General features: G+C 34.6%; 23 protein-coding genes. 9 read left to right on the top strand and 14 right to left on the bottom strand.

The window, feature by feature from the left end; all coding sequences use genetic code 11:
- On the bottom strand, positions 1-689 hold a 689-nt coding region (locus AC1W31_RS10225), incomplete at its 3' end, for a DUF3667 domain-containing protein (RefSeq protein ID WP_481734338.1).
- Positions 690-896: 207 nt separating this feature from the next.
- Positions 897-1973, bottom strand: a complete 1077-nt coding sequence (recA, locus tag AC1W31_RS10220) for a recombinase RecA (RefSeq protein WP_481734337.1) — start codon at positions 1971-1973, stop codon at positions 897-899.
- Between the two features lie 77 nt (positions 1974-2050).
- Between recA and AC1W31_RS10215 the strand changes: the two genes are divergently transcribed.
- Positions 2051-3172: a hypothetical protein gene (locus AC1W31_RS10215; protein ID WP_481734336.1), complete on the top strand. Its 1122-nt coding sequence runs from the start codon at positions 2051-2053 to the stop codon at positions 3170-3172.
- A gap of 65 nt (positions 3173-3237) precedes the next feature.
- Here AC1W31_RS10215 and AC1W31_RS10210 read toward each other — a convergent pair whose 3' ends face one another.
- Positions 3238-4860 carry an NADP-dependent glyceraldehyde-3-phosphate dehydrogenase gene (locus AC1W31_RS10210; RefSeq protein WP_481734335.1) on the bottom strand — a complete coding sequence of 541 codons (1623 nt, stop codon included), beginning with the start codon at positions 4858-4860 and terminating at the stop codon, positions 3238-3240.
- 305 nt (positions 4861-5165) lie between these two features.
- Here AC1W31_RS10210 and apaG point away from each other — a divergent pair, with 305 nt between their 5' ends.
- Together apaG and AC1W31_RS10200 are read left to right on the top strand one after the other, a co-directional pair.
- Complete coding sequence (apaG, locus tag AC1W31_RS10205; RefSeq protein ID WP_481734334.1) at positions 5166-5552, top strand: Co2+/Mg2+ efflux protein ApaG; 387 nt, start codon at positions 5166-5168, stop codon at positions 5550-5552.
- 152 nt (positions 5553-5704) lie between these two features.
- On the top strand, positions 5705-6475 hold the full coding sequence (locus tag AC1W31_RS10200; RefSeq protein WP_481734333.1) for an O-methyltransferase: 771 nt from the start codon (positions 5705-5707) through the stop codon (positions 6473-6475).
- A gap of 92 nt (positions 6476-6567) precedes the next feature.
- Here AC1W31_RS10200 and AC1W31_RS10195 read toward each other — a convergent pair whose 3' ends face one another.
- From AC1W31_RS10195 to AC1W31_RS10180, 4 genes are all read right to left on the bottom strand, one after another.
- The gene (locus AC1W31_RS10195) at positions 6568-7011 is read right to left on the bottom strand and encodes a DUF4920 domain-containing protein (RefSeq protein ID WP_481734332.1); all 444 of its coding nucleotides are present in this window, start codon (positions 7009-7011) and stop codon (positions 6568-6570) included.
- 44 nt (positions 7012-7055) lie between these two features.
- On the bottom strand, positions 7056-10529 hold the full coding sequence (locus tag AC1W31_RS10190; RefSeq protein ID WP_481734331.1) for a DUF7948 domain-containing protein: 3474 nt from the start codon (positions 10527-10529) through the stop codon (positions 7056-7058).
- A 162-nt stretch (positions 10530-10691) separates the two neighbouring features.
- Complete coding sequence (gene scpA / locus AC1W31_RS10185) at positions 10692-12818, bottom strand: methylmalonyl-CoA mutase (RefSeq protein ID WP_481734330.1); 2127 nt, start codon at positions 12816-12818, stop codon at positions 10692-10694.
- A 3-nt stretch (positions 12819-12821) separates the two neighbouring features.
- On the bottom strand, positions 12822-14216 hold the full coding sequence (locus AC1W31_RS10180; protein WP_481734329.1) for a methylmalonyl-CoA mutase family protein: 1395 nt from the start codon (positions 14214-14216) through the stop codon (positions 12822-12824).
- A 318-nt stretch (positions 14217-14534) separates the two neighbouring features.
- On the opposite strand from AC1W31_RS10180, the gene dnaA reads away from it, so the two are divergent.
- The 6 genes from dnaA (at position 14535) to AC1W31_RS10150 (ending at position 20260) form a co-directional block, all read left to right on the top strand.
- Positions 14535-15977, top strand: a complete 1443-nt coding sequence (dnaA, locus tag AC1W31_RS10175) for a chromosomal replication initiator protein DnaA (protein WP_481734328.1) — start codon at positions 14535-14537, stop codon at positions 15975-15977.
- A 224-nt stretch (positions 15978-16201) separates the two neighbouring features.
- Entirely contained in the window at positions 16202-16429 is a 228-nt protein-coding gene (locus AC1W31_RS10170; protein ID WP_481734327.1) for a hypothetical protein, read from the top strand.
- Positions 16430-17155: 726 nt separating this feature from the next.
- Positions 17156-17338, top strand: a complete 183-nt coding sequence (locus tag AC1W31_RS10165; protein WP_481734326.1) for a hypothetical protein — start codon at positions 17156-17158, stop codon at positions 17336-17338.
- 66 nt (positions 17339-17404) lie between these two features.
- On the top strand, positions 17405-18070 hold the full coding sequence (gene ung, locus AC1W31_RS10160; protein WP_481734325.1) for a uracil-DNA glycosylase: 666 nt from the start codon (positions 17405-17407) through the stop codon (positions 18068-18070).
- 5 nt (positions 18071-18075) lie between these two features.
- Positions 18076-18732 carry a GDSL-type esterase/lipase family protein gene (locus AC1W31_RS10155; RefSeq protein ID WP_481734324.1) on the top strand — a complete coding sequence of 219 codons (657 nt, stop codon included), beginning with the start codon at positions 18076-18078 and terminating at the stop codon, positions 18730-18732.
- Positions 18733-18811: 79 nt separating this feature from the next.
- On the top strand, positions 18812-20260 hold the full coding sequence (locus AC1W31_RS10150) for a TlpA family protein disulfide reductase (protein WP_481734323.1): 1449 nt from the start codon (positions 18812-18814) through the stop codon (positions 20258-20260).
- A gap of 74 nt (positions 20261-20334) precedes the next feature.
- Here the strand turns inward: AC1W31_RS10150 and AC1W31_RS10145 are convergent, their stop codons facing one another.
- The 7 genes from AC1W31_RS10145 to gcvH form a co-directional block, all read right to left on the bottom strand.
- Positions 20335-20637 (bottom strand): DUF4286 family protein, encoded by a 303-nt coding sequence (locus AC1W31_RS10145; RefSeq protein WP_481734322.1) that lies wholly within the window; start codon positions 20635-20637, stop codon positions 20335-20337.
- 75 nt (positions 20638-20712) lie between these two features.
- Positions 20713-22866 carry a WG repeat-containing protein gene (locus AC1W31_RS10140; RefSeq protein WP_481734321.1) on the bottom strand — a complete coding sequence of 718 codons (2154 nt, stop codon included), beginning with the start codon at positions 22864-22866 and terminating at the stop codon, positions 20713-20715.
- A 220-nt stretch (positions 22867-23086) separates the two neighbouring features.
- Positions 23087-23809, bottom strand: a complete 723-nt coding sequence (gene gldF, locus AC1W31_RS10135) for a gliding motility-associated ABC transporter permease subunit GldF (RefSeq protein WP_481734320.1) — start codon at positions 23807-23809, stop codon at positions 23087-23089.
- Positions 23810-23858: 49 nt separating this feature from the next.
- Complete coding sequence (locus tag AC1W31_RS10130; protein WP_481734319.1) at positions 23859-24374, bottom strand: DUF4199 domain-containing protein; 516 nt, start codon at positions 24372-24374, stop codon at positions 23859-23861.
- A 19-nt stretch (positions 24375-24393) separates the two neighbouring features.
- Positions 24394-24933 (bottom strand): DUF4199 domain-containing protein, encoded by a 540-nt coding sequence (locus AC1W31_RS10125; protein ID WP_481734318.1) that lies wholly within the window; start codon positions 24931-24933, stop codon positions 24394-24396.
- A gap of 56 nt (positions 24934-24989) precedes the next feature.
- A complete protein-coding gene (locus tag AC1W31_RS10120) occupies positions 24990-26258 on the bottom strand; it encodes a dihydroorotase (protein WP_481734317.1) in 1269 nt (422 codons plus the stop codon).
- Positions 26259-26429: 171 nt separating this feature from the next.
- A complete protein-coding gene (gcvH, locus tag AC1W31_RS10115) occupies positions 26430-26810 on the bottom strand; it encodes a glycine cleavage system protein GcvH (protein WP_481734316.1) in 381 nt (126 codons plus the stop codon).
- Positions 26811-26938: the final 128 nt, after the last annotated feature.

Raw genomic sequence — 26938 nt, 5'->3', positions numbered from 1 at the left:
TGTTTTTGTATGTCAATTAAACGCTGACGCTGTTTTTGTTCGGGCAAATTTTCAATTAATTCTCTTAAAGTATCTCCCCGCTCAATATTCATTTCATCCAAAATTTCATCTATCGAAATTGAGTTAAAACTGACCAGATAATCAGATTTTTTCTCGATTTTTTTATAGACTCTCAGGGCTAATGCAGCTTGTTTTTCCTTCTGTTTGGCCTCAAATAACCCCGAAGTGTCTTTGGAATTCTGAATAGCCAAGACTTTTTTGTGGTTATCATCTACCGCTTTTTGAAGTTTTTTATTTGCCTTTTCGGTTTTATCAGTTTTAATAAAGTTATCCGTAAAAAAATTATTTCCTTCCTTGACCGCCAATTCCACCATACTTCCTAAACCCAAAAAGAAAAGAAAGGAAATTAGAAAATAAAGCCTGATTGGAGGAACATATCGCCCTCTCCTACCTTCCAAGAAGTCTTTTGTAATTTTGCCTGGCGAAAGGAAAATTGCCTTAATTGTATTATAAAACTTAGTATCAAAATGGGTAAATCCTTCAAAAACTTCAAAAGCTAAATGCCCAATTGGTACTTTTAAATCATGATTTTCTTGCCCGCAATGAGGACAAAAGTTGTGTTCCAAACTGAGAATAGTGTGGCAATTATGACAAATTTCAACTTTACGACGTTTTTTGTGGATAGACATTATTTAGATTTAGGATTTTTGATATACGACTTAAGAAAAGTGGTTAAGTATTGGTTTTAAATATATTATCACTTGAAAAATACTAACAAAAAAGGAGAAAACCTTTCGATTTTCTCCTTTTTGTTTGATAATGAAATAAAAATTCTAAATTTTAATATTCGCCTTAAAATAAATCCGAAATCTAAAATCTAAAATCCCAAATCGAGCTTATTCTGGCGAACCATCATCTTCAATATTTGGTTCAGTTGTATCCAAAAGCGCATTTTCATCGACTTTAATTTTGTCTTTGATACGTTTTTCCAAAATATCTAATAATTCTTGATTGTCTTTCAACATATCTTTTACGGCATCACGACCTTGTCCCAGACGCTCTGTGCCAAAGCTAAACCATGAACCAGCTTTTTTCACGATTTCCATATCAACCGCTAAATCTAAGACTTCGCCAGCTTTTGAAATACCTTCGCCATACATAATATCAAATTCAACGACTCTGAACGGAGGAGCAACTTTATTTTTTACTACCTTCACACGGGTACGGTTTCCAACCACTTGGTCACCATCTTTGATTTGACCAATTCTACGAATGTCCAAACGAACAGAAGCGTAGAATTTCAAGGCATTTCCACCCGTGGTTGTTTCGGGCGAACCAAACATTACACCGATTTTATCACGCAACTGGTTGATAAAAACACAACAACATCCAGTTCTGTTAATAACCCCCGTTAGTTTACGAAGTGCCTGTGACATCAAACGAGCCTGTAAACCCATTTTAGAATCACCCATATCGCCTTCTAATTCCGCTTTTGGAACGAGTGCTGCTACTGAGTCGATCACAATAATATCAATCGCTCCAGATGAGATTAATTGTTCTGCAATCTCTAAGGCTTGCTCGCCATTATCTGGTTGAGAGATAAGTAGTTGACTTGTATCAATGCCCAATTTCTCCGCATAAGCCTTATCAAAAGCGTGTTCTGCATCAATGAATGCCGCTAAACCACCCGCTTTTTGTGCTTCCGCAATCATGTGCATCGTCAAAGTTGTTTTACCGGACGATTCTGGCCCATAAACTTCAACCACACGTCCACGAGGAACACCACCCACACCTAATGCTAAATCAAGTCCCAAAGAACCAGTAGAAATGACGGGAACATCCATTACTTTTGTATCAGATAAACGCATTACAGTTCCTTTTCCGTAAGCTTTATCCAGTTTTTCCAACGTTGTTTGTAATGCTTTTAATTTTTCATTAGCAGGATTAACTGCCTCCGCTTGTTGCTTTGCCATATTTAATTTTAAAGTTTCTAAAAATATTAAGAGTGAATTTACAAGAATTTCAACAAATAAAAGTATTTTGCCGTTAAATGTTAAATCGAAAATTAGAAATATTACTTATTGGTATGTTGTTGATGCCCTTCAGAATGGAGGCACAATTGAACAACACTACTTTGGAAACTTTCCAACATCTGGATTCCACAAAATCAAAACAATTATTCTTTCACTTTGAGAGTTTCTCCTTCTTAAAGAACAACGAGTACTTCCTAAAAGTTGCCGATGGATATACTCTTTTTGGTAATACTTTATCGCCAAAAATGATCTACCAACCCGCCCCAAATGTGCAAATTGAAGGGGGTATTTTTGCCCGAAAAGATTTTGGAAATACTGCCTTTACAAGCATCCAGCCCATATTTACAGTAAGAATTCAGCAAGACTCATCCCAGTTTTTATTTGGCAATTTAGAAGGTCATTTAAACCATCGATTAATCGAACCTTTGCTCAATTTTGAAAGGGTAATTTTGAACCGTCAAGAGACGGGATTGCAGTACACAAAACGGAAGAAAAACACTTTTTTTGACTCATGGATTGACTGGCAAAAGATGATTTATAATGGTTCGGATTTTAAGGAAGAAATCTTTGCGGGTTTTTCTTGGAATAAGAAATTATATACTCGGGCAAATTTCAGTTTTTCGATTCCTATACAATTAACTTTTCAACACCGGGGAGGACAAACCACCAAAGATACGGGTCAAGTCATCACCAATATTAATACCGCCATCGGCCTTGAAGCTGAATGGCGAATGAGTGGATTCTTTCAGAAAATAAGATTACAGAATTATTTTGTGGGCTATCGTCAAAATGCGAATTATCATCCTTTTTTTCCAGATGGTTCGGGGGCATATATCAACTTAACTGCTGAAACGAAAGTAGTGAATGTAATGCTAAGTTATTGGAATTCTACAGGCTATTTATCGGATGCGGGAGGAGATTTATATCAATCTGTGGGCAGAACTTTTGATTACGGAAAAGTTGTTGAAAAATATCGTAATATTCTTATAATCAGAGCGATGAAAGATTGGAAAATAATGGATAATTTATATTTAACCTTCCGATTTGAACCTTATTTTGATTTTAATAATAAGGGTTTTGAACACACAGAAAGTTTATTTTTGAGTTATCGGCAGCGGTTTGGATTAGGGAAAAAATAATAGGATATAACTTCCCGAAACATCTCCACTGTGGGTTAGATCTTTCGGGAAGTATGAAACAAATTCTACAAAATAAATCTCGTAGAAAGGAAATTAGACTCCTGATTTTCAACAATTTGATTCACAATTGCTTTATTTTCAGCGGTATCTTTGGTGGCAACTACCGTTCTGATTGAGAACGAACGTAAAGCAGCCGTTACCGAAAGTGTTCCTTCCGCAGAATCTTTACGACCAGTGAATGGGAATGTATCTGGCCCACGTTGACATTGTGAATTGATATTTACTCTCGAAACCTGATTAACCGCCACATCCATCAAATCTGAAATTTGGTGAACGTCTTTACTGAAAATTGAAACTTGTTGTCCGTGAGACGATTCAATTAAATATTCGATTGGCTCTTTAATGTGTGAGAAAGGTACAACTGGTACAACGGGTCCAAATTGCTCTTCTTCCCAAATTTTCATTTCTTTATTTACTGGATAAAGCAATGCTGGAAAAACGAATGAATTGAAAGTAGTTCCACCATTTTCATTGATTACAGTTGCTCCATGAGCTTTGGCATCATCAATTAATGATTTCAAATAAGCAGGTTTGTTTGGCTCTGGAAGTGGTGTAATATTTACGCCTTTTTCCCACATCATACCCAACTTCAACTTCCCAATTTCTTCTGCCATGCGTGCATTAAACTTGTCAACCAAAGATTCATGAACCCACATTACTTTCAAAGCCGTACATCTTTGTCCATTGAAAGACAATGAACCTAACATACATTCCTTCACCGCTAATTCTAAATCAGCACTTTGCGTTACAATTGCCGCATTTTTGGCATCAAGACCTAAAATAGCTCGCAAACGGTTTACTTTAGGGTGAAGTTTTTTCAATTGATCAGCCACTTTTGACGAACCAATCAACGTTAAAACATCAATTTTTCCAGACTCCATCATTTGTGGAATTACTGAATTGCCACGACCATAAACCGTATTGATAACACCCGCTGGGAAAGAAGTACGGAAAGCCTCCAATAAAGGATAATGCAAAAGTGTACCGTGTTTTGGGGGTTTGAAACACACCACATTACCCATAATCAACGCAGGAATTAAAGTCGTGAAAGTTTCATTCAAGGGATAATTAAAAGGTCCCATGCAAAGCACAACACCCAAAGGCGAGCGACGAACTTGTCCGATAATTCCCTCTTCAATCATAAATCTTGAAGATGTACGGTCAATATCTTTTAAAGCGCCAATCGTATCATAAATATATTGAACGGTACGGTCAAATTCTTTTTGAGAATCTCCCAAAGATTTACCAATTTCCCACATCAAAAGTTTTACAACTTCGTCACGTTTAGCAATCATTTTTTGGGTAAATTTCTCGACCGCATCAATTCTTTGTGCAACTGACATCATTGGCCATTCTCCACGACCATTATTGAAAGCTTTCACGGCAGCATCCAAAACTTCCATGGCATCAGCAGGGTCAGTGATTGGGTATGAACCAATACGCTTTTGTTCTAATCCATTGGCAGTTTTCACATACACAGGCGACCAAACATCTTGCGTTTTTCCTCCCCAAGCTCTCATTTCACCATTGACTAAATATTCTCTTTGTTCAATGGGTTCTGTTAAATTATAATCCGCAGGAATTTGATCTTCGGTTGGAAATAATTTTTCTAATTCAGTTACATTCATTTTTTGTTGAATTTAAATATATGAGGTTTTGATTTCAGGGCAAAGTTCATTTAAAAGCATTTTTATTAGGAAATATTGCAGGAAAATATTTGAAAAATTTTACTTTTTATTCGTAATGTTATATTTATGAATTGCCTGACTCACTATAGACGAAAGCAAATTAAATTCTTAAATGTTTAAAATAAAGTTGAATTCGTTAAATATTTTTAATATAATTTTAAAATTCTGAAAAGAAATTGATAATATAATCCTAATCATGTAATTTCGATAATTATACTATTAAATTTATTTTACTAAATAACAACATGGTTTCATCCATCACTAACGGCGTAAAAATAAGTATTCAGACGGAGTTTCAACCTGAATACTCAAATCCATTTCAAGCTCATTTTGTATTTTCTTATCACGTAAGAATTCAGAATGAAAGTGATTTTACGGTGAAACTTTTACGTCGTCATTGGTATATTTATGATGCCAACGGCCAGGTTCGTGAAGTAGAGGGTGAAGGTGTCGTCGGGCAACAACCAACCCTCGAACCTGGACAAAGCTATGAATATTCTTCGGGTTGCAATCTTAATACTTCGATGGGAAAAATGGCAGGAACTTACAAAATGGAACGTATTTACGACGGTAAAAATTTCAACGTAATTATTCCAGATTTTAATTTAATTGCTCCTTTTAGAATGAATTAATTCTTCGTTTATCGATGTTAGATGTTCGTCAAACCACTTCGATAAATTAGGTTTCATTGCCTCTGTATATATTCAACTGTCAAGGTTTTGAAAAACAGAACAAACAATTTGTATTCCAAAGATAAAAAGCCGAAAATTAAACATCGTCACTAATGATAAAATATTATTTCCAATTTTTATTTGCCTCCAAAAACGAACATTCCATTCATTCCCCCTTTGTTTTTGAACTTTACACGAAAATAATTCAAGTAAAAACTAAGTTTTTGATCTTTGAAGAAATAGAAAATTTACGCAAAAAACTCCTTAAAAATCGTACTTTAATTGCAATTACCGACTTTGGTGCGGGTTCGAGAATATATAAGACTAATCAAAGAGAAATTCGTCAAATTGCCAAAAGTGCCGAGAAAAATCCAAAATTTGGCAAGCTCCTTTTTCGATTAATACAGCATTTTAAACCCTCCATAATTCTTGATTTAGGAACGTCTTTAGGCATAACAACTATTTATGAATCAAAGGCTTACGAATCTTCAAAGATTTTCACTTTTGAAGGATGTCCCGCCACTGCAGCAATTGCCAATAAGAATTTAGAAGAATTAAATTGTCATAATATTGAAATAATTGTTGGAAATATAGACGAAACTTTACCGCAAAAATTAAGGCAAATAGAGCAATTAGACTTTGCATTTTTCGATGCCAATCATCGTTTTGAGCCAACCGTTAGATATTTTGAACAATGTTTAGAAAAGGTAACGGAGGAGAGTATTTTTGTTTTCGACGATATTCATTGGTCAGATGAAATGCACCAGGCATGGCAGGTTATTAAGAATCATCCAGACGTAATGATTTCAATTGATTTATTTTATGTAGGCTTAATATTTTTCAGAAAAAATCAACCAAAGCAGGAATTTGTGCTCAGGTTCTGAAAGGAACAGAAGAAATAAAGGAGGAAAGGAAATTGAAATGGAAAACGATTAATCTGATTCCCTCCTTTTTTCTGTCTCCCTTCCCCCTTAAATTATTTTACAATCACGCCATTTGCCACAAAACCAATTGCTTTTTCAGGTTGGGTAATTTTGGCAATATCTTCTTTGCTTTTACCACCATCTTCGGCATAATGTTTCAACATGGCAACCGAAGTTGTTTTGATTTTTGCAACACCATCAAAAACAACCGTTTTTCCCGTAATATCTTTCGGAACAAAAAAACCATAATCTTTGAAAGTTACACGCATGGTTTGACCATCGGCGGTTTTCACCTTCATCCAACACCCTGCAGCTTTACAGACAGATTCTACCACGCCCGTTACTTTAGCAGGCATTTCTTCTTTGTTTTCTAATTTTGTTGCCAATTCTGTCGCAGGAATTGCTCCTGATTCAGTAAGTGGCTCACCATAAACGCTCTGTGCTTTGGTGATAAATGATGCTCCTAAGAACAATAATCCAAGTGCTAATTTTCTCATAATCAGTTTGTTGTCTTTTAATGATAAACAAATTTAATAAATTCTCAATTAATTACCTCAATCCAGCCCTTACATTCTGCCCCTTTTAAAGTTTTCAAGAAATAATAATAAGTACCCACGGGAATATCTTTTCCCCAATCGTTTTTATAATCAACAGTTTTTAACATCGACTGCCCCCAACGGTTTTGAATTTCAATACTTTGCAATTTTACCCCTATCACAAAAAAATCATTTTTCCCGTCCCCATTTGGCGTAATTACGTTTGGCGGAGTCGCAGGATTTTCAACTTCCAATGTTTTGGTTTGTGTTAATAAACAATCGCCTTTGTACGATTTGAGCGTGATGGTATAAATCCCCGCTTCTTTATACGTAAAAGGTTCTGGATTTTGGCTCGTTAAACTATCACCCCTCCCCGTGAGCCAAACATATTTCTTGGCATTTTTCGTATTATTTTGCAAAGTTACAAAAGTAGGTTTACCACAATCTTCCAAAAATTTAAACTCAAAATCTGGTTTAAAACTTTCATCAATCTCAATATTAACGGTTCTTTGGGCTTTACAACCTGTTTTTTCATCGAAAACATTTACCGTAAAAGTAGCTGGTTTTGAGATTGTTACGGTTGGTTTTGCAGAAATAGAATCACTTAAAGCAATGTTACCTTTCCAAAGGTATTTTGTACCACCCGAAACAAATAATTCAATGGTTTTATTTCGACAAACGGAGGTGTCATTTGTTACTTTGGTAGGAGTTTCATCCAATTTTACGGTGACGGTTTTAGTCGTTTTACAACCGTATTGATTCACAATTTCAACCGAATAAGTAGTTGATTTTGTAATGGTTACGATGGGATTTGGAATATTTGTCGCATTTAATCCTCCAGCGGGCGACCACGAGTATTTTGTTCCGCCTTCTGCCAATAATTGTGCTGTTTTATTGTCGCAACCACTTACCGTTTCAGGGCTCACTTTAAAATCGGCGGGAAGAACTTTGATGATTTTTTTAACGGTTTCTTCCCGTTTACAAGAAAGCAAATTAACGCCTTTGAGCGTAACGGTATAAATTCCCGCTTTTGTAAACGTAAATTCTTCAGTGCCTACCGTAGAGTTTTTTTCACCACCAATATTCCAACTAATTATTTTGGCTCCTTCACTGGTATCTTGAAAATTAACCTTGAAGGGCAAACAACCCACTAAAGTGTCCGATGAAATACTCGCTGATTTTTTCGTTCCGTCTGAGGTATCAAATTGCACTTTCAAATTATCAATATCAAATTTAAAGGCTGCATTATTACAATTTTCTGATGGATTAGTTCTCGACCAAGCATTTGGCGTTGTCGTAAAAACGTTTTGGCTACCTACTCGATTACATGAACAAGCTGAATGATATATAAAGCCCTGTTTATCAAACCGACAAGTTCCGCCGTCCACGTGGTCGCCAGCCGCATTTGGCGAACTATTATCACTCCCAAAAAAAGTTGCGTAAAGTAGTGATTTAGAATCTTTTTCGAGCAATGCAAAGTAGAAATTATTGCCGTCCGTTGTACTCCGAAAAGCATCAGATGTCACAGGCATTCCCTTGGTACTGACAGGAGCAGAATTAAAAACATTATCATTGACTTTTCCACCCCATCCTGAAATATAAATATTGCCGCATTGATTAACTAAAAAGGCAGTTGGCACAATATCGGGCGAACCTTTACCCGTTCCAATCGTGGTTGAAAAATTTGTAGTCGTTAATGTTTTGTCAATGGAATGAATGAATTGACCACTTTTAGGATTTGAATAAGCGGCATTTTGGATGGGATATACGCCAAAAGTAAGCCCATAAATATATACATTTTCATCTTGGTCAATATCCATCAACTGCGCTAAATCTAAATTTGGCGTGCCTAAATACGTTCCATTGTAAGCAGTCGGCAAAAAACTTTTAGTAATATCTCTCGTAAATTTCATCACAAAGGCATCCGTTCCACCACTGATTTTTGTTTGCAAAGTTTGCGAAAATGGCAAATTGGAACTTTCCGTTGCTCCACAAATATAAATACTCCCAGATTTACTAACTTTCAGTGAAAAAGCAGCATCGTAGCCATTTCCACCCAAGATTGCACTCCATAATATTTTGGACAAATCGGGATTAAAATTACAAATAATGGCATCACTTGAACCGCTTCTAATTATGTTTGGAATTCCGCCTACTATCGGAAAATTCGGCGAATCTGTCACCGAGGCGATATAAACATTATCTTGTTCATCAACCACAATTTCACCTCTAAATTCATCGCCATAATTCAAAACCGAGCGATTAATCCCATCCGTTCCAGAACCACCTAAGTAAGTGGAAGCCAACAGCTTAGAACCATCTGAACTCAATTTTGCAACAAAAATATCACTTCCTTGCGTGAAACGTTGACCAGATGTTGGAATGATGGCATTTCCTCCATTAAAGGTTTGGTCGAATGCGTTGGTTGTAGTCGGAAAATCGGAAGAAGCGGTACTACCAAAAATCAATAATTCACCTTTAGAATTGACGATTAAACTGTGCGGAATATCAGCATTTAATCCGCCTAAATACGTGGCATACAACAACTTAGAACCATCCTGATTAAATTTAAGAATTGCTACATCCCAATATCCGCCATTTTTCAATTGATACGCTCCCGTTGTGGCAGGAAATGAACCAGAAGACGACGAAAGCGTTGAACCGCCCGCATATAAATTTCCTTCAGCGTCGTAGGTAGCGGTATGTCCCCAGTTGTCCGCTGTTGAGCCAGAATAAGTCGAGAAAATCAATTTGGGGTCAATCGTGAGGGGTTTATTATGATCGTAATCATTTGGAAAAGAGAAACTTACAATGTTTTTATTAATTTTAAAACCACTTTTTACTTCCGAAAAACCTTGCCTCGAACTGGCATTCACAAGGGTTTCCGAGAATGAATAAGGTTTCATTTCAATAATATTTGCCAGCGAAGTTTTGATATTGAGATTACCATTTTCAAGCAAAATTTCATCCGCTCCTTCATAACGCATTTTAATTTGTTCAGTCGAAACATTGGGAGCGACAATAAACTCATATTTCAAGGCATTTTCGGTAGAATATAAGCGCAAATCAATGCCTTTATAAATGTTTTTTAGCCAAATTTCAGGGTAAGATTTTACGTCTATACCCCATTTGGTGGGGTCATTTCCATAAAAATAATTTTGCGTTTCCGAAACTACATTGTTCGCATTAACGGTAAAATCAGGATTTGAATCTTCAAAAATAACATCTAATCCATGCACTTTCAGCGGCTTTATTTCATTCGTTTGTTTGCTATGTTTCATTTGGTAAAGGGCATTATTATCCACAAAAATATAATGCAAACCTTCTTGACGAATTTGCAAAAATCCTCCCGGAATATGAGCAATAAACTTAATTTCTTTATCCCATTGCCCTTTATTTTCAATAAATTTAATGGCTGGAACATTCGATAACGCCTTGAAACTTAACAGGATAATTAATAATAGTAGCAGTTTTTTCATACGGTTGTTTTAAAATTTGGATGACATAATCATTTTATAAATAACTTAAAATATCGATTATTATTTCATAAGTTTCGTTGAAATTGAAACAAAAATGGTGATATAAATTCAGGTTATCCAAAATTTATATCACCACAAATAATTCAATCAATTTTATTTATTTTAACTCTGCATCAAATCCTTCAAAATCTTCTGCGCCGCAATTGAAATTACCGTTCCAGGACCAAAAACGCCCGAAACCCCGGCATCGTACAAATACTGATAATCTTGGGCAGGAATCACGCCTCCCGCAATCACCATAATATCTTCACGACCTTGCTTTTTGAGCTCTTCAATTAATTGCGGAACGAGCGTTTTATGGCCTGCCGCCAAACTGGATGCACCCACCACGTGAACATCGTTTTCAACCGCTTGTTTGGCTACTTCTTCGGGCGTTTGAAATAATGGCGTAATGTCCACATCAAAACCCAAATCAGCAAAACTGGTAGCGATAACTTTTGCGCCTCGGTCGTGACCATCCTGCCCCATTTTTGCCACCATAATTCTTGGTCTGCGACCTTCCTGTTTCGCAAACTCATCTGCCATTTCTCTGGCAACTCTAAAATTCTCGTCGTCTGTCACTTCTGCTGAATAAACCCCTGATATTGAACGAATTACGGCTTTATGTCTGCCATAAATTTTTTCTAAAGCGGATGATATTTCTCCCAAAGTTGCCCTTAATCTTGCCGCTTCAATGGCTAAAGCTAATAAATTCCCCTCACCCGTTTCGGCTGATTTTGTGAGTTTTTCTAAAATTAAATTTACCAAATTATTATCTCTTTCCGCTTTAATTTTATCCAATCTTTCAATCTGAGAAACCCTAACTGCTTGATTATCAACATCTCTAACTTCCAAAACCGTGGCTTCTGAGATTTTATATTTATTTACGCCCACAATTACGTCCTTGCCCGAGTCAATTCTTGCTTGTTTTCGGGCGGCTGCTTCCTCAATTCTCATTTTGGGCAAACCCGTTTCAATCGCTTTGGCCATGCCACCCAATTCTTCGACTTCTTCTATCAGAGCCCACGCTTTTTTGGCGAGTTCCATCGTTAAATATTCAACGTAATAAGAACCTGCCCACGGGTCAATTACCTTTGTGATTTGCGTTTCATTTTGCAAATATAATTGGGTATTTCGAGCAATTCGAGCGGAGAAATCGGTTGGTAAAGCCATGGCTTCATCCAATGAATTGGTGTGCAAACTTTGCGTATGCCCCAAAGCCGCCGCCATGGCTTCAATCGTGGTTCGGGCTACATTATTAAATGGGTCTTGTTCAGTCAGCGACCATCCCGAAGTCTGACAATGCGTTCTGAGCATCAGCGACTTATCATTTTTAGGATTAAATTTTTTAACAATTTTTGCCCATAACATCCGTCCCGCCCGCATTTTTGCGATTTCCATAAAATGGTTCATGCCAATGGCCCAAAAGAACGACAATCTTGGCGCAAATTTATCAATATCCAAGCCCGCATTTACGCCCGTACGGAGGTATTCGAGTCCATCGGCAAGCGTGTAAGCCAATTCCAAATCTGCCGTTGCCCCTGCCTCTTGCATGTGATAACCCGAAATTGAAATCGAATTGAATTTGGGCATATTTTTAGCCGTATATTCAAAAATATCCGCAATAATTCTCATGGAAGCCAACGGCGGATAGATGTACGTATTCCGAACCATAAATTCTTTCAAAATATCGTTCTGAATCGTACCTGATAATTTTTCTGGAGAGACGCCTTGTTCTTCTGCCGCCACAATATAAAATGCCATAATGGGCAAAACTGCACCATTCATGGTCATCGAAACGGACATTTCATCCAATGGAATTTGGTCGAAAAGGATTTTCATATCCTCCACTGAATCAATGGCAACACCCGCCTTTCCTACATCACCTTGAACTCGCACATGGTCGGAATCGTACCCACGATGCGTGGCCAAATCAAAGGCAACGGAAAGTCCTTTTTGACCACCCGCTAAGTTTTTACGATAAAAAGTATTGGACTCTTCTGCCGTCGAAAACCCAGCGTATTGACGAATTGTCCAAGGATTTTGCAAATACATTGTTGAATAAGGCCCTCTAAGATAAGGAGGCAAACCCGCTGCAAAATTCAAATGTTCGGCATCCGCTAAATCTTCCTTTGTAAAATATGATTTAACGTATATTCCCTCCGCACATCGCCATGGCTTTGATTCTGATTTATCGATTTGATTATCAGATACTTGAATAAGATTAATATTTAATAAATTAGGTTTCATGGCTTATTTTTCAAAAGTGGAGGATAATCTTAAATCTGTCAACAAATCAAAACCTAAATTAGAACTGGATTGATTAAGTTTTTCAGTTTTATTACCGATTGTTTCATCAAACCTAAATTTATTCACTCCAACCATGATTTTTTCATTGGTATTTAACGCATTTAGCTGGCTTTCAAAATTACGTTTTATCTCATTTTGTATAAAATTCTGTTTGAAAGCATCAACAATTCCACCCTTATTTTCAACTTCTTGTAAAAGTTTGAAAGAATTCTCGGCAATTTCAAAAGTCAGATTCTCAATAAAATAACTGCCTGCTGATGGGTCAATTACTTTATCAAAATACGATTCTTCTTTTAAAATAGTAGAAATATTCCTCGCAATTCTTCGACTAAATTCATCCGATTCTTGGAAAGTTTCATCAAAGGCTCTCACGCTCAAGGAATCGCAACCGCCAATGATGGCTGACATTGATTCGGTGGTTGCCCTTAACATATTTGTATGTGGACTATTGGATGAATTAAAAAATGAAGAAGTTACACAATGAATTGCGATTGGGGGAATATCTTGACTATCCAAACCGTAGCCTTCGGTTAAAATTTTATTCCAAAGAAACTTCAACGCTCTTATTTTAGCAATCTCCGCAAAATAATTTGTTCCGATAGAAATTGAAAATTCTATTTTTTGTACAATTAATAGTAATGCTATATTTTGTTGAGATATTTTATCAATTGTTTCAATGGCCGAAGCAAGTGTAAATGCTACTTCCTGCGCTATATTTGCTCCAGAATTATGAAAGACATTTCCATTAATTGTAAGAATTTTGAAGGATGCAAAGTTTTGTACTTTTCCAAGAATCTGCTTTATCTCTTCCCACTCATTTACGGCATAATTTCCAGAAGTAAAGTATCGTCCAAGTATATCGTTGTTGATTCCTCCTTTCCAATGATAAGGAGCTACTATCTGTAACTCATTTACTAAACGTAAAGGGTTATTTTCGACTTTAAAAAAAAAGGGTGTAGCAGAAATTTTGATATTTCTTAACAATTTCTTAACTTCAAATTCCTTTTCAAGCACACCACTAAATTCAATCAAAAACGATTCAGCCCCCGCCTCTAATAAGCTGACAATCAGTGCATTAGTTTCTTTTTCAGATTTGTATTTTATTATTTCCCGATAATTCCAAGTTTTTATAAGGCCTTGATTTTGAGATTGTTGTACGGATTTTAAGGGCATTTGATGCACTTCTACTCCATCATGATACGATTTAACTTTGATATTTTCATCAATAATCCAAGTTAAGTTTTCGCTAAAATCTTTTCCTTTTAAATCTTTAATTACTTGTTGTTTCCAATCTTCGTTGGTATGGGAAATAAATTCTTGAAAGAGTTGATTTTTCATAAAAAAAATAAAATAATATTTAATTTTTCAAAGTTAGCAAAAATTTAGATTTTAGATTTTTTTTGTCAAATATTCCCCAAATATTGACATATACGCCCTTACTATTGTATTATTCTAAGAAGTACTCTAAACCTCAATTTTATACTATCTTTTTTTAAAAAAAATGGCAAAAATTGGTCTAAAACGACCAAAAAAAACGCTACTTTTGTCTCCCTTTAAAAAGTAAATATCGGTAATTTTCCATTATGTCGCCAATTAATTGATAACCAGATGTTTAAGACTTCTTACTTTCCCAGTACCGCCATTTTAGAAAACAATATGTACCCTACTCTCCAGCCAGATGCAAGACAAATCTGGAAAAAGTGTCTTGAAGTAATACATAAAGAGATAAATGAACAAAGTTTTAAAACTTGGTTTGAACCCATCGTACCCTTAAAAGTAACGAACCAAACACTCTCTATTCAAGTACCAAGCCAATTTTTTTACGAATGGTTAGAGGAAAACTATATCCATATTCTCCGAAAGGCAATTGATTATTCAATGGGAAGAAATGGAATGTTAGAGTATTCAATTATAGTGGACAAAGGCGATAAAAAAAATCCACCAATTGCTTACAGTATTCCAAATCAAAAACCGACAGTTCCTGTACAAGCACAAAAACGCCCCGAAGCAACTGTTTATGAAAGTCCATTTCAACTAAAAGATTTAGATTCATTAGATTTAGATTCATACTTAAATCCACACTATACATTTGATAATTTTGTGGAAGGTGATTGCAATCGTTTGGGCCGTTCGGCGGGCTTAGCAGTTGCTCAACGTCCTGGCGTTACTTCTTTTAACCCTTTGATGATTTACGGTAGCGTAGGATTAGGAAAAACGCATTTAATTCAAGCCATTGGCAATTATATCAAACATACGCACACCAATAAATTTGTGTTGTATGTAACCTCCGAAAAGTTTTGTAATCAATTTATTAATGCCATCAAAAATAACACACTCCAAGCATTTACCAATTTTTATATGCAAGTGGATGTGTTGATTATTGATGATGTTCAGTTTTTGGCAGGTAAAGAAAAAACGCAAGAATCTTTTTTCCATATATTCAATCATTTGCATCAATCTGGTAAACAAATAATTATGTCTTCCGATAGACCACCTCGTGAGTTGGCTGGAATGCAAGACAGATTACTTTCAAGATTCAAATGGGGGCTAACAGCCGATGTACAACAGCCTGATTTTGAGACACGCATCGCCATTATTCAAAAGAAATTACAGGCCGACGGCATTTATATTGAAGATAAAGTTATTGAATATTTAGCCCATAGTATTGATACAAACGTCCGTGAGTTGGAAGGTGTAATTGTATCATTGATGGCTCATGCTTCATTCAATAGTAAAGAAATTGATATGGATTTGGCTCGTACAACCCTAAGAAATATTGTGATGGACTCAGAAAGGGAGGTAACAGTTGATTCAATTTTAGATGCAGTTACTGATCATTTTGACGTAAATATGACAGATTTGAAAAGCAAAAGCCGTAAACGAGAAACGGTTTTCCCACGTCAAGTTGCGATGTATCTCATGAAAGAGTTCACCAATTTGCCTTTGAAGTCAATCGGTTATCATTTTGGGGGACGTGACCACAGTACTGTTATTCACGCCGTTCAAACTATTAGCGATATGCTTGAAACGGATAAAGACGTAGAAAAAACAATGCAAAAATTGTATAAATATTTCAACCGAGTAAGGGTTAAAGCATAACAGTTTTAAAGAATTTCTAATCACTATACTTCAAGAATATTGGTAACCAGTTTTAAACCTTTGGAATTTTACTGAAATAATTTATTGAATTTGCTCAGTTTAGATTTTGTCATTTTAAAAATATCTGAATTATAATCTTTACTTAACCGTAAGGTTGTCTCATTTTTTGATTCAATCTTACGGATTTTTTTTATCTTCGTACCTCAAACTTCAAACATTATTCTATGAAAAAAATAACAATCCCTCTGCTTATTTTATGTTTTGCTATTCAATCTAAATCTTTTGCAAAAAATAATATTGACCCAGTTCGACCAATTCAAATAGAAACAATTAATTTCAACATTGATAATCCGAAAGGAAAGATAAAAATTCGATTCATTAGAAATGAAGATAAATCAGACACCACCAACAAACCAAAAGGTTTTTTTTGCAAAGTTGAAAAATGTGGTTAATTTACTCATGGATGTGTCCGATAACCCGCCTTTCAAGGTTGAAATAGTTCGAGAAAAAGAAAAAAAGAACTAATGGAGAACGCAATTATTCTTTTAGTCAAAAACTTGGCATACTATTTGCAAATTATCCAATGTGAGTAAAACATTCCGCCAGATGTAATGATTTTGTAACAATTTGTGAAATTCATGACGCTAATCATTTCATAGTCAACGATTAATCTTTTTGATTATTCCTCATCTCCGTTCCATCTCAGCAAATCATTGCGATGAAATTTCCTGATTATTTAGACAGAATAAAGTAATATTTTTAAGGCACTTTTATGGGTTAGGGCTACAAAAAGTCTTGGTCATGTTGTCGACTCTTTATAAACTATTATATAAATAATATCAGGAAATGTAGAGACATAGGGTAATTTTTATGAAGCATAAAATTAATTTTTAGATTTTTATGGGTTAGGGTTATCAAAAAATTCGCTGGCTATGCTGGTGACATTTTCTAAACTTTGAAACCACAAGAAGAATTTAGAAACTTCAAAATATAATTAATTTTTAAAGAGCATAGAATAGTTTATAGATTTTTATGGGTTAGGGTTACAAAAAAGTCGTTAGCGTTGCAGACGACTTTTTTATTTTCATATAATGACTAAAGCTGACTGAAAAGCGTTTATTTTTGTTAAATTTTGATGGCACAATTTTATTAATATATAATTCAAATAGACATAAACGATGGTTTTTGAAAAATATCTTGAACAAAAGAATATAGATTCTGAAAAGTTTTTATGGGAAAACCCAGAACAATTCCAAGAACTTAAAGTTATTTTTAATCAAATTAATTCCGAGAGTTTTACGGCTCAAAAGAAGTTCTTGATTAATCCACTTCGTCGTAAATATCAACTAAAAGTATTTTAACACGTAGTTTAAATGCAACATAACTATTTATTTAAATAATAACCTAAACCCTTAAATTCAAAAACAATGGATGTAAAAATTAATCCCTCTTGGAAAGTCCACCTTACTCAAGAATTTGAAAAGCCATATTTCACTCAATTAATAAATTTTGTAAAAACAGAATATTCTTCTACTAATGTTTATCCCCCTGGAAAATACATTTTTAATGCTTTCGATAAGTGTTCTTTTGAAAATACCAAAGTGGTAATTTTGGGTCAGGATCCCTACCATGGCTATAATCAGGCAAATGGTTTATCTTTTTCAGTAAATGACGGCGTGTCTTGTCCACCTTCTTTGCAAAATATTTTCAAGGAAATCAGAGATGATTTAGGCATTCCAGTTCCAAAATCTGGAAATCTTGAACGCTGGGCTGAACAAGGAGTCTTGTTATTAAATTCAACCCTCACGGTTCGTGCTGGTGAGGCAGGATCACACCAAAAGAAAGGTTGGGAAATTTTTACGGATGCAGTTATTAAATGTATTTCAGACCAGAAAGAAGATGTCGTTTTTATGCTTTGGGGAAAATATGCACAGGATAAAGGCTCAGTCATAAATGGCACAAAACACTTAATTTTGAAAGCCAAACATCCATCGCCAATGGCTGCCAATTACGGTGGTTGGTTTGGTACAAAACATTTCTCACAAGCTAATGACTATTTAATTAGCAAAGGCTTAGAACCCATTAATTGGTAAAAATTATGAAAAAATTATTGTTAACCACGCTCGGCTTATTAGTGGGTTATTTTAGTCATGCTCAGAACTATCTTGCTGAAATAAAATCTTTTGAAAAACAAGATTCATTATCAATGCCTGCCACTGAACAAGTACTCTTAGCGGGAAGCTCAACCTTCCGACTTTGGCTTACTTCTAAGAAAGATTTAGCGGATTATCCAACCATTAACCGTGGTTTTGGAGGTTCTCAAATGAGTGATTTGAATTTGTATTTTGAACGAATTGTCACTAAATATGACCCTAAAGTCATTTTAGTTTACGAAGGTGATAATGATTTAGCGGCGGGAGAAAGCCCGATGTCGGTTTTTGAAGATTTTAAAATCTTTGCTGAAAAAATTAAAAGTCAATTGCCAAATGCGATTGTGGGATATTGTTCAATCAGACCAAGCCTTGCCCGCATCAATCTGCGTGATAAACAATTGGAAGCCAATAAAATGATTAAAGATTATTGCAAAAAACTGAAAGGTTTTTATTACGTAGATATTCAAAAAGATTTTTATTTAAAAAATGGGGATTTAATGCCCGATATTTTTGTCTCAGATAAATTGCACATGAATAAAAAAGGCTACGATATTTGGACAAAAGCCACACGAAAATTCTTAAAAAAGCGTTTTAAATCTTAATTTGCATGATTTTTGAGTAAAATATTATGCTCTTTATAAATTCTAAAATTGGAAAATTGAAACGTTTTAGCAAAAAATAATGAAAAATCTTCTTCTTCTAATCGCCCTTTTTACATCCTCAATTTCATTTTCACAGAATGTAACAATCTTTGGAACGGTTGAAAATGCACAAGGAGATACGTTAACTTTAAACTACGACCCACTTCTTTTAGGAATAAAACCACAAACACAACAACATATTTTTACGGCTGAAAAGACCTTTAAGTTTGATTTAGACGTTGATAAAAGTGCGATTGTTGAACTACGTTATCAAAAACAGCAGATTATTTTATTTATCGGTAAAGATGATAAAATCGAACTTAGTTTTGATGGCAAAGACGTGCATAAAAATATCGTATTTAAAGGAAATCATGCGTTAGAAAATGATTTTTTGGAGAAGTTTTATCAAAAATTTAAAACTGATTTTAGCTCCCAAATTATGTTTGCTAAAATTATAGATAAACCGATTGACGTACTCGAAATGGGGCTTTTTGATTCAAAAAAGGCACAATCTGATTTTTATAAATCTTTTGCAGAACAGGCAAAATTTTCGGAAGAATTTAAGAAATATCTTGAAAATCAAATCCGTTGGAATTATTGGTATTATATACTTGCTTATCCAGTGGTTCGTGGAAATGCCAATACGGGACAATCGCTGGTGATTTCGCTTCCCTCTCCTATCTTAGAAGGTTTGGAGGATAAAAAGATTCAAGATGAAACCGCCATGATTTCAACGGCATATCGAAATTTTTTGATTTATTATGTTACTTATTTCAATTCAAAAGAACATAGTTTTGTTAAATATGCGGATACGAATAAGGCGATGGAAGATAAACATCGTTTTGCTCGTGAACATTTGCCACCGAGTGCTTATCAGTTTTATTTAGCTTATATACTTGAAAATCAATGCCTTTTATGTTTGCCTTCAACGATTCGGAATACTTTTGCAGCGTTGAATATTACGCCAAATTCTGAAAAATACGCTTCTTTAGTTAAAGAGAAATGTGGAGAATTGATGGCCAAGAAAGATGAAGAAGTTGCCAAGAAAAAAGAAGACGGCAAGAAATGGTTTAAAGCCCTTACACCAAAAGGAGATACCTTATCATTAGCCGATTTGAAAGGCAAAGTGGTTTATTTAGACTTTTGGGCTTCCTGGTGCGGCCCGTGTCGAAAGGAATTTCCAAATTCAAGATTGTTGCACGAAAAGTTGAATGAAAAGCAAAAGAAGCAAGTGGTGTTTCTGTATATTTCTATTGATGAAGTAGAAGAAAACTGGAGAAAAGCCTTGATTGATATGAAGTTAGAAAATGGTACTAACATTCATTCTGTGGGCGGTTGGGACTCGAATGCGGCCAAATTTTTCAAATTACAATCCATTCCAAGATATATGCTGATGAATAAAAAGGGAGAAATTGTCAATTCAGATGCTAAACGTCCAGGCGACTCCGAAATTTTTAATGATATTTTGAAGTTAGTAGAAGAGAAATAAATTTAGTTTGTTATCAGTTTTAAAGAAGAATCCGCTATTTTTCTTTAAAACTGATACATTCAAACAATTAACTTTTAGATTTCTTCTAATAAACTTGGAAAGAAAACATAATGACCATTATATCTTTTATAGACTTCATAATTCAAATCATCTAAAAATTCATTCTCAAAATCCTCAAAGTCTTCCATTTTTTCAAAACTGTATTGTACAGAATAAGTTGCTCCTGCATTTTCAACTTCGGTTAACAACCTCATAATTTTATTACTCCTCGGCTTCCCTGTCATCATAGCTTCTGGAATATGAACGGCTTTTAACCATTCCAAAAAGTCTTGTTCCAAGTTTCTATCAACGCTGTATGTTATGTTATGTATAATCATGGCAAAAAGTTTAAAATAAAAAATCCACTACGTACAAAGGTAGTGGATTTCGTTGGAATGTATTTTAGGCAATCGTTATTGATTGGCTAATTTTCTAATTTCGTCAAATTTATTACAGTTTGTAACACAATCACCGTTACTGTTTAGCACAAATTTATTTCCAGTGGCATCTAATAATTCAAACTGTTTTGTGGCGGGAAGAATATTTACTTCTGTAAAAAAACAAGGCGCAATTTTAGCATTAAAACGGTTGATAACGCCTAATTTTCCTTGGCCTCGGGATACAATTGACAATCCATTATTGAAAGGTCTTACTTCATCATAATCAAAAGCAATCTGTACTTTTCCTTTTTTATCAATAAATCCGTATTTATTATTGTCGTATTTCACTCCATAAAGTCCTTCGGTCGTAATCATAATTTCTTTGTAAGTTGGTTTTGATACTACTTTTCCAGTAGTATCAATCAAACCCCATTTGCCATCTTTTAGGACAGGAAATAACAAATTTGAATCGTATTTTTTAATTGAAATGTAACTTTGCGTAGTAATTCTTTTCAAACTATTTCTTTCCACTAAATTATATTCTGTGGGCATATCATCCCCATTTTTTAAGGGATTTATTGTTTTAATGGCCACAAAACTTGAATTAAATAGTGTATCCGTCGTAATATATTTAATACCAATCGGAGCGGCTTCGTTTGTTTTACCAATTACAATATTTCCATTCTTATCATAAACCATATCTACCCGACAATTTCCAGCGGGCAAACTACAATTTTTTGCATTTTCCTTTACTACTACTAAGCCAAATTTATTGAATTGAGCAATTTCATCAAAAACGATTGGAATAATTTCGGTTCCGTCATATTTAATAAATCCACATTTAGTGCCAACATTTCCTCCAGCCTTACAAGCTGAAACTAAACCATATTGATTAAAATTTCCTAAAACACTATATGATGGTTCAACTACCACTTTTAACTCCATATTGATAAAACCATAGTATTTCCCATCTTTAATTTGAGCTAAACCATATTTATTGAAATCTCCAATATAAGTATATGTTTTACTTGTTCTTAACTCTTTGAAGTCAATTAATCTAACGCCAGCTTCGTCTTTGGCAATACCCAAATTAGCATTCGCAGATAAACTTGGGTCAATATTCAAATTAATAATTGATTCATACGAAGGTTTAATTTTGATATTTCCTTCGGTATCCATCAAACCAACTTTTTTATTTTGCTCAATAATCATCCATTTACCTTGCTCAGTTGTAGCATTCAAGTTATCATAAATGGCATCTATTTTTGTTGAACCGTCAATTTTGATTAGGCCAAAAGTTCTACCAGTTCTTACTTTGAATAATTCATTATTAAATACCGAAATTTCATCAAAATAATCAGACAATGCTTTTTTGCTGATATCATATCCATTATCTATCAAGGCTTGTTTGCCATTTTTAAATTTAGCAATACTGATACCAAGTCGAAGTGATTTTACCTCAACGATATTTTCAAGGGCTTCGCTTTCATTTCCATAAACATCTACGAAATACCAGTCAAATTTTTTAGCCAAAGCCTTTCCATCGTTAAATGGTTCGGCCTTTTCGTATTGACACGGAATTATTTCGTCACCGCAATAGTTTAGATAGCCAAAAACTTGGTCTTTTTTAATACGAGAAAAACCTTGATGATAATTTTCAACCACGCCATATCTCGAATTACCTTTGAATGATTCCAATGGAAAACCAATGATTTCTTCTCCGTCCAAATCTTTCATTTTGATAAATCTTCCATCATTTTTATTGCTAAAACATTGGGCAGAAATAACACTTGAATGTCTTTTTTTGATTTCACTTTTTTGTTCGATTTGAAATATATCACGGATGTTATCATTTTCAATTGAACGAACATCACCCTTGTATTTTTTATCTAAACGGGAAAGGTAAGTAGCAAAAGTTTCGCTGTTTAAATTACGGTCAGGATTATTGACGGCATCCGTCAGAATATTATTTTTGTTGCCTGTATCAAGTGCATCAAGGTCTTTTTTTAGATTAGTGATGGCATATTTACGGGCAATACCGGGCGATTCAACCTGTTCGGTGGCGTGCATATCACCAATAAAAACGCCAGTTGAATCTTTTTTAGTGGATGCCAGCAAATTGGCTTGTTGTGCAATGAGGCTATTCGATACGATAAAAGCAGAAAGGAAAAGGAAAAAATTTTTCATTTGAGTCAGTGAATATAGGATAACAATTTGGCCAGAATTTTATATTATTATAAACACTAAATTAACGTTATTATTAAAGAATATCAAGTCTTAATAATGTTTTAACTAAAATATGGTAATTTTAATTAAAATATTCACTAATTTTTCCTATAATTGCCTAAATATCAACCATTTATCTATGAATATTTTTGTAGATTAATTATTCACTATTTCCTATTACTTACTTCAAAGTAGAAATTTTGAGTTTAGTAGCCCAAAGTGTGATGAAAATTACGGTAAAAAAATAAATAATATTCCTTGAATCTAATAAACCTTTTCCAAGTGCATTGTACTGATAATCAAGTCCAAACTGATTGAAAATATAACCCAAATCGCCCATTAATGGCAGTTGTGCTAACTGTCCAATTCCATAAAAAAGAATCAAACACACCACGAATGATAAAACAAATGCTGTGACTTGATTGTCGGTAAATGCAGACATCAAAACGCCAATGGCCGCAAATACGCATCCTAAAAGAAATAAGCCTAAATACGAACTAAAAACTGCCGCTGAATCAACATTTCCTACGGGATTTCCCAGTTGATAAACCGAATAATAATATAACAAAGTGGGCACTAATGACAAAAAAATCAAGAAACAGCTCGCCAAGTATTTGCCAAAAACAATTTGCCATTTAGATAAAGGCTTCGTAAAAAGCAACTCAATTGTTCCAGATTTCACTTCCTCCGAAAATGCCCGCATGGTGATAGCAGGAATAAGAAAGAGAAAAATGAAGGGGGAAATTTGAAAAAACAAACTCATATCCGCATAGCCAAAATCAAGAATATTATCTTTAAAAAACCAAGTAAAAAGTCCAGTAGCTATTAGAAATACACCAATAACGATGTATCCAATGAGTGAATCGAGGAATGAATTAAGTTCTTTTTTGAAGATTTGATACATGAGTATTTTTACGAGTGATTTGTTACTGGTTAAATAAGGTAATGGATTATTATTCAAAAACAGGTTTATCTTTTTTCATAATTGCCGCAATAATTAAGGAAAGCACAAACCCCAACAAGACAGTAAAAAAAACGCCTACAATAAACATCACGCCTGGACTCATAAACATTTTTGAATATTCCATCGCTTGCTCAATTTGGTCGTCGGGTAATCCTTTCTTTTCCATTTCATGCTCGGCATTTTTCAAAATTTGGTCTGTAATAGTAGTATCAATGAATTTCATGTAAGCAAAAGAATAAAAACCTGAAATTAAGCCCACAATTGCAGTCATCATCGTTCCCAATCCAAGTCCTTGACCATACGACAAAAACCCAAAATTCTCTTTTTTAAAGTCATTCAATGCAAGATAAATCCCAACGCCGATGATTAAATAAACGGCATATCCCATGGTTTGATTACCAATTTGCCCAGAAACCATAATGGCAGTACTGTATAAAATATTGATTATCCCAATAATTACGCCCCATTTCAAGGCTGTACGAGTGGTAGTTGTTTGATTTTCCATAGACTTTTAGTTTAAAATGTTAGTTTAAATATCCTCTTCTATAATACAATGAAATCATAATTGAGATTAAAGCACCTAACGGCAACTTTCCTTTCAAACCCGTAATTTCATCCGAAGCAATATTTTTGGGAGATAAATTCCTAAAACCTTCAATGAGTTGCATAAAAGATAATCCGCCCATTTCTTTAATATAGCCATCTTTTACGGATGGTATGAGAAGCGTTTTAATACTTTCGGAAATATAAGTAGAAAGCACATAACTTCCACTACCGCTCAACCAAAAGTATAAACCAAGGGCGCTTACACAAGCCCCAATTAAATTTGTCAAATTTGTAACTACTAATCCTTCCCAAAAATGAAGCGTTTGGTCGGTATTATTTTTACGATATGCTTTGACCGATAAAATCATACAAATCATGCTTAGCACAATGGTAGGGGCTTTTTTGCCATCCAAAGGTACACCGCCTACATTAGCCAAAACCAAGCAGTAAGTCAGCGTTAATAATCCAGCGAATACTCCGTAAAGAAAAATATTTTTAAATAATGATTTATTGAACACTTTATTTTGGGTTAGGAATGAGGAGTTTAATAATGTTGATTGCTAAACTCCTTATTCTATATAATTACTTTTATTACTTTTCCTTTCATCGTTTTACCAATAAAAGGAGAGTTTTTAGATTTTGAAACAATGTTTTTTTCTTCGTAAATCCATTCTTCAGAAGGCGAAAAAACGGTTAAATTCACTTTTACCCCTTCAGCAATTTCTGGATTTTTCAACCTTAAAATTTTGCGTGGATTATCCGTCAATTTCTCAATAATATCATCTATTGAAAGGTCTTTGTTATACGTATTTACCGATGCAAAAACTGTTTCTAAGCCAATGACACCAAACTCAGCCATGTCAAATTCTAACTTTTTAGATTCTTCATCTTGGGGATTATGGTCAGAAACAATTACATCAATTGTGCCATCGGCGAGTCCTTCCCAAAGTGCCTCTACATCCTCTTGAGTACGGAAAGGTGGATTTACTTTGAAATTACTATCAAAATCGACTACATTATTTTCCGTAAAACATAATTGGTGGGCGGCAACATCGCAAGAAATTGGCAACTCCATTTCTTTTGCCATTCTTATTAAATTGACCGTTTCCAAAGATGAAATACAAGAAAAATGCAAAATACTTTTATCGGTAAATCCTTCAATAAATGGCGTTTCCATTACGTATTGGAGCAATTTCATGTCTCGCATCACCATAATTTCTTCTGCCATTTGCGGCATTCCTTTCATACCTAAAAACGTACTCACTGAACCATCGTGCATTTGTCCGAAATGAGTCAAATTAGTATCTTCAGGATGATTGATTAGTAAACCTCCAAATTGGGTAAGGTACTGTAAACTTTTAAGGAAAATATCTGGATTTTGAATAGAATGTTCGCCGTCGGTAAAAGCCACCGCCCCGGCTTCGTACAAGTCAATCATTTCAGTAAAATCTTTCCCTTCGCATTTTACCGTAACGGCTGCCATCGGATGAAATTTCACTTTTTCGCCCGAGCGTTTCAAGTAGTTTACGCTCTCACGAGTTTGTACGACTGGTTGCGTATTTGGCAATAAGGCGATTTCAGAAAAGCCCCCCGCCAAAGCCGTTTGTTCCATTGATTCGAGGCTTTCTTTGTATTCAAATCCTGGCTCTTTAGCGTGAACACGCATATCAAACCACCCAACGGAAACGTGTAAATCTTCGCCTTCAATAATCTCATCGGCATCCACAATCAGCACTTCACCGATTTGTCGAATAATTCCATTTTCAATAAAAATATCCTTTGTCTGACCGTGAAAGTTAGAGGTTTTACAAATTATTTTAGCGGAACGAATAAGGGTTTTCATTTTTTAAGGTATGAATTATGACTTATAAATTATGAAGGAAATATTACCGAAATTAAATCCACTAATATTCACAATTTCATTAATCCATAATCTAATTTTTAATTATTACTTCAATACGTTTATCAAAAAAAAGCCCTGATTGTCAGGGCTTTATAAAAATATATTTTAAAATCAATGCCCTGTATGAGCTTGGTAAGTAACCACGTCCATCAATGAATCAAGGTCTGCAATGTTTGAAACTTTCATTTTAATCATCCAACCTTCTCCAAAAGGGTCAGTATTAACTAATTCTGGTTGGTCATTTAAAGCAGGATTTACTTCCAAAACTTCACCAGCGATTGGTAAAAACAAATCTGAAACTGTTTTCACGGCTTCAACCGAACCAAAGATTTCGTCTTGTGCTAAGGTTTGTCCGACTGTTTCAATTTCTACGTAAACAATGTCACCTAATTCACTTTGCGCAAAATCTGTGATGCCTACTGTTGCGATATCGCCTTCTAACTTAACCCACTCGTGTTCTTTTGTGTAACGTAATTCTGCTGGAAAATTCATCTTTATGCTATGTAAATTGTTAAATTTTATATTTTTTCTAATATTGTTGATTATGTTGCAATTTAACAAAAAGCTATGAGTTTTGAGCTTTCAGCATTGAGCTTTTTTAAATTATACGCAAAAAATAT

The sequence above is a fragment of the Arcicella sp. genome (assembly GCF_964672035.1).
Note: the sequence above shows the minus strand (reverse complement) of the source record. Positions and strands in the feature narration are given on the sequence as shown.